This is a genomic window from Pseudomonas sp. S4_EA_1b (genome assembly GCF_016307435.1).
Lineage (GTDB): Bacteria > Pseudomonadota > Gammaproteobacteria > Pseudomonadales > Pseudomonadaceae > Aquipseudomonas > Aquipseudomonas rhodesiae.
Genome location: NZ_JAEILC010000183.1, coordinates 5,170 through 9,327, shown reverse-complemented (window position 1 = coordinate 9,327; position 4,158 = coordinate 5,170). Strand labels below are relative to the sequence as shown.

Below are 4,158 nucleotides of genomic sequence, written 5' to 3'. Positions count from 1 at the left end.
GTTGAACCAGCCGGCCAGTTGGCCCAGTTCATCGCGTTTGTCATAGGCCAGGCGCCGCGTCAGGTCGCCTTCGCCGCTGGCGATGTCTTCGAGCATGTGCGCCACCCCCAAGATCGGCCGGGTCACGCTGCGCGCCATCAGCCATACCAGAATCAGGCCGATCACCGCTGCCAGCAGGCCCAGGCTCAGTTCCAGCAGGGTGCCGCGCGTGTTGTCCGCATCCATTTGTGCCTTGAGGGCTTCGGCGGGACCCACCAGGACTTTTTCCGGCACGTCCAGCAATACGCCCCATGGCTTGCCGTCGGGAATCGGTGCGAACGGCGCCAGCACTTTCAGTTGATGTTCGGTGTGCAGGCTGCTGATGCCCGTGCTGCCGGCCAGGGCTCCGATCAGTTGAGCGCCGCTGCGGCGGTCGACCTGGTCCAAACGCTGGCTGAGTTTGCTCGCGTCCGCGCTGTAGCCGGCGAGCAGGCCGGTGGGGCTGAGGATGCTGACGTGGGTCTGGCCGTCGTACAGCTTGGCGCTGGCTTGTTGGCTCACGGCCTGCAAACTGTTGAGGTTGATGTCCACCGACAGCGACGCGATGACTTTGCCGTTGGCCATCAACGGAAACACGATGCTGGTCATCAGTACGTTCTGGCCGTTGATCACATAAAAGTAGGGTTCGATCACGCAAGGCTTGAGGGTGCTGCGCGGGCAGGTGAACCAGGCGTTGGCCTTTTCGCCACTAGGGCCGACGGTGGTGTCGGTCATGTCGCTTTCCGGCAATGCCATGGAGGTCAACTGGCCGGGTGTCGGCTGCGACCAATACAGTGCGAAGCGGCCCTTGTCGTTGCTGCCCAGCTCGGTTTGGCCGGCGAACAGCTCATCCTTGCCGTCCAGCGCATTGGCTTCGAACACCAGGGACAGGCCCAACAGGTCCGGGTTGGCCTGCAACGCGGCTCTGACTTGGCGGGTCAGGTCTTCGCGGGTGTCGAAGGCGTCCAGAAAGCGTTTCTCCGCCTGCTCGCGCAAGAACAGCACCTGGCGGGCAAAGCCATGGCCATATTGATAAGCGTCCATGAATTGCCGACGGATACCCAGCGCCTGCACCTCGCCCTGGGCCTCGATACGCGCCTGGGCGGCTTCATTGAGCATCTGCATGCTGGAGGCTTTGACCTGCTCGGAACTCTGCGCCATGCGGTACAGCGACAAACCCACCAGCAGGCTCACGATTCCCAGCAGGCAGAGGCCGGCGAGCAGGGTGATTTTCCATTGAATGGAGAGTTGTCTGAGCGACATCGGACATCCTTACCTGAAAACACAAAGAGCCCGTTTATCGGCCGCAGGAAGATTTTCTTTATTCAAACGATCAATTTAAACCTGCCGGAGCGGCGCGTCCCTCGGCAGCGGCTTTTGACATGGGGCCGCGCCTGCTGCAAAGTGCCCGCCCTCTAATAAGACCTCCTTGAAGCCTGCACACTGGCCGCCCTCCGATGGGGCGCTGGGGCGCGGGCATGCCTGTTTTTCTGTTTCTGCTTGAGGTAACCATGATTAACGCAGTCATCGCCGCGGTCGGCACCATGCTGTTGCTTAGCCTGTCCCGCGTGCATGTGGTCATCGCCATTATTGTCGGCGCCCTGGTGGGCGGTCTCACCGGCGGCCTGGGGATCGAAGCCACCCTCAGCGCCTTCAACGGCGGCCTCGGTGGGGGCGCGACGGTGGCGTTGTCCTACGCCTTGCTCGGTGCATTCGCGGTGGCCATCGCCAAGTCCGGCCTGGCCCATGCCCTGGCCGACAAGGCCCTGCTGTTGGTGGACCGCCAGGACGCCAGCGGCGGCAGTCACGTCAAATGGCTGCTGATCGGTCTGCTGTGGGTGGTGGCGATTGCATCGCAAAACATCCTGCCGATTCACATTGCGTTTATCCCGCTGCTGGTGCCGCCGCTGCTGTATGTGCTGACCAAGCTGCAATTGGATCGGCGCTTGATCGCCTGTGTGATGACCTTCGGCCTGATCACGCCGTACATGTTCCTGCCGGTGGGCTTCGGCAATATCTTCCTTAACCAGATCCTGTTGGCCAACGTGGCCAAGAGCGGCGTGGACGTCAGCCAGGTCAACGTGACCCACGCCATGGGCCTGCCGGCGCTGGGCATGGTGGTTGGCCTGCTGGTGGCGGTGTTTATCAGCTACCGCAAAAAGCGCGTGTACGACCTGGCGAAAATCGAGCGGGTCGAGCAGGTGGCGGTGCAGTACAACCCGCTGACCCTGCTGGTGGCCGGCGTGGCGATTGCCTCGGCGTTCATCATTCAGCTGTGGCTGGATTCGATGATCATCGGTGCGCTGGCCGGGTTCCTGATCTTCTCGGCCTCGGGGATTGTGCGCTGGCGCGAGACCGACGACCTGTTCACCGAAGGCATGAAGATGATGGCAATGATCGGCTTCATCATGATCGCCGCCTCGGGGTTCGCCGAAGTGCTCAAGGCCACTGGGGACGTGCGTTCGCTGGTGGAAACTTCGGCCGCGTTCATCGGCCATAGCCGTGGGGTCGGCGCGCTGCTGATGTTGCTGGTGGGCCTACTGGTGACCATGGGGATTGGTTCGTCGTTTTCCACGGTGCCGATCCTGGCCGCGATCTTCGTGCCGTTGTGCGTGCAGTTGGGCTTCAGTCCGCTGGCCATTGTGTGCATCGTTGGCACGGCGGGGGCCCTGGGCGATGCCGGCTCGCCTGCGTCGGACTCCACCCTCGGTCCGACTTCCGGCCTGAATATCGACGGTCAGCACCACCACATCTGGGACACCGTGGTGCCAACATTCCTGCACTACAACATCCCGTTGCTGGCGTTTGGCTGGCTGGCGGCGATGTCCCTTTGACCCCATGCCTCTGTAGGAACGAGCGCGCTCGCGCCTACAGATAGTTTTCCATCGGCCGATAACCTCTCAAGTCGCTTAATAAGAGAGAAAAGCCATGCGTCTGAGTCTGAAGGCCAAAGTCCTGTCCCTCGCCGTTGTGCCGGTGTTGCTGTTCGCGCTGGTCATCAGCCTCACTACGGTGTGGATCCTCCAGGGCCAGGCGCGCAGTGAGGTGGATGAAACCCGCCAGCGCTTGCTCAATAACGCTAAGGCCACTTTGCAAAGTTACGTGGAAGTGGCTATGAGCACCGTCAAGCCGCTCTACGATGCCGCCGCGCCTGGCGATACGGCGGCGCGGGCCGAGGTGGTCAAGCTGCTGTCCAACATCAGCTACGGCAAGGACGGTTACTTCTTCGGCTACGACTCCGAGACCATCCGCCTGTTCAAGGGCAATAGCCCCGACGGCGTGGGCAAGAGTTTCAAAGACAACCGCGACTCCAATGGCGTCTACGTCAACCGCGACCTGGTCAAGGTCGGCAAGGACGGCAGCCATTACCTGCAATACAGCTCGACCCAGCCGGGGCAGACCGAACTGGTGCCCAAGCTTGGCTACACCGATTACCTGCCCAAGTGGGATATGGTCATCGGTACCTCGGTCAACCTCGACGGCATCGAAGCCCAGGTGGCGGTGGTCGAGGCCAAGGTCAAAGCGCGCATGGAAGGTGTTTTGCTGAGTATCCTCGGCGTGGCCGTGGTGGTGTTGCTGGTGATCGCCGCTGCGGGCATGGTGCTGGCCAATACCATTTTGCGTCCGTTGCATTTGATGAAAGCCAACCTCGACGATATTGCCGCCGGCGAGGGTGACCTGACTCGGCGCCTGGCCATCACCAGCCAGGACGAGTTGGGCGAGCTGGCCGGCGCGTTCAACCGGTTTGTCGACAAGATCCACGGCCTGGTGCGCCAGATCACCGAAATGACCGCTCAGCTTACCGGCCTGGTGGGCCAGGTGTCCGACCAGGCCCACCGCTCGGAGCAGGCCATGGAGCGCCAGCGCCACGAGACGGACCAGGTCGCCACCGCCATCAATCAAATGTCGTCCGCCGCCCAGGAAGTGGCGCGCAGTGCCCAGGGCGCCTCGGTGGCCGCGCAGCAGACCGACGCCGAAGGCCAGGCCGCCAAGCGCGTGGTGGACGGCAGCATCGCGCAGATCCACGCGTTGGTGAACGACATCCGCAGCAGCGGCGTGTCCCTCGACAGCCTGCAACAGGATGTGACGTCGATTGTCAGCGTGTTGAGTGTGATCCGCTCGATTGCCGAGCAGACCAAC

General features: G+C 62.4%; 3 protein-coding genes. 2 read left to right on the top strand and 1 reads right to left on the bottom strand.

The window, feature by feature from the left end; genetic code table 11:
- Nucleotides 1-1,281: PDC sensor domain-containing protein (locus YA0848_RS35175; RefSeq protein WP_198731576.1), on the bottom strand; the 1,281-nt coding region annotated here is incomplete at its 3' end.
- A 251-nt stretch (nt 1,282-1,532) separates the two neighbouring features.
- On the opposite strand from YA0848_RS35175, the gene YA0848_RS35170 reads away from it, so the two are divergent.
- Complete coding sequence (locus tag YA0848_RS35170) at nt 1,533-2,852, top strand: Na+/H+ antiporter family protein (protein ID WP_169903647.1); 1,320 nt, start codon at nt 1,533-1,535, stop codon at nt 2,850-2,852.
- A 94-nt stretch (nt 2,853-2,946) separates the two neighbouring features.
- A partial coding sequence (locus tag YA0848_RS35165; protein ID WP_232925257.1) for a methyl-accepting chemotaxis protein occupies nt 2,947-4,158 on the top strand: 1,212 nt, incomplete at its 3' end.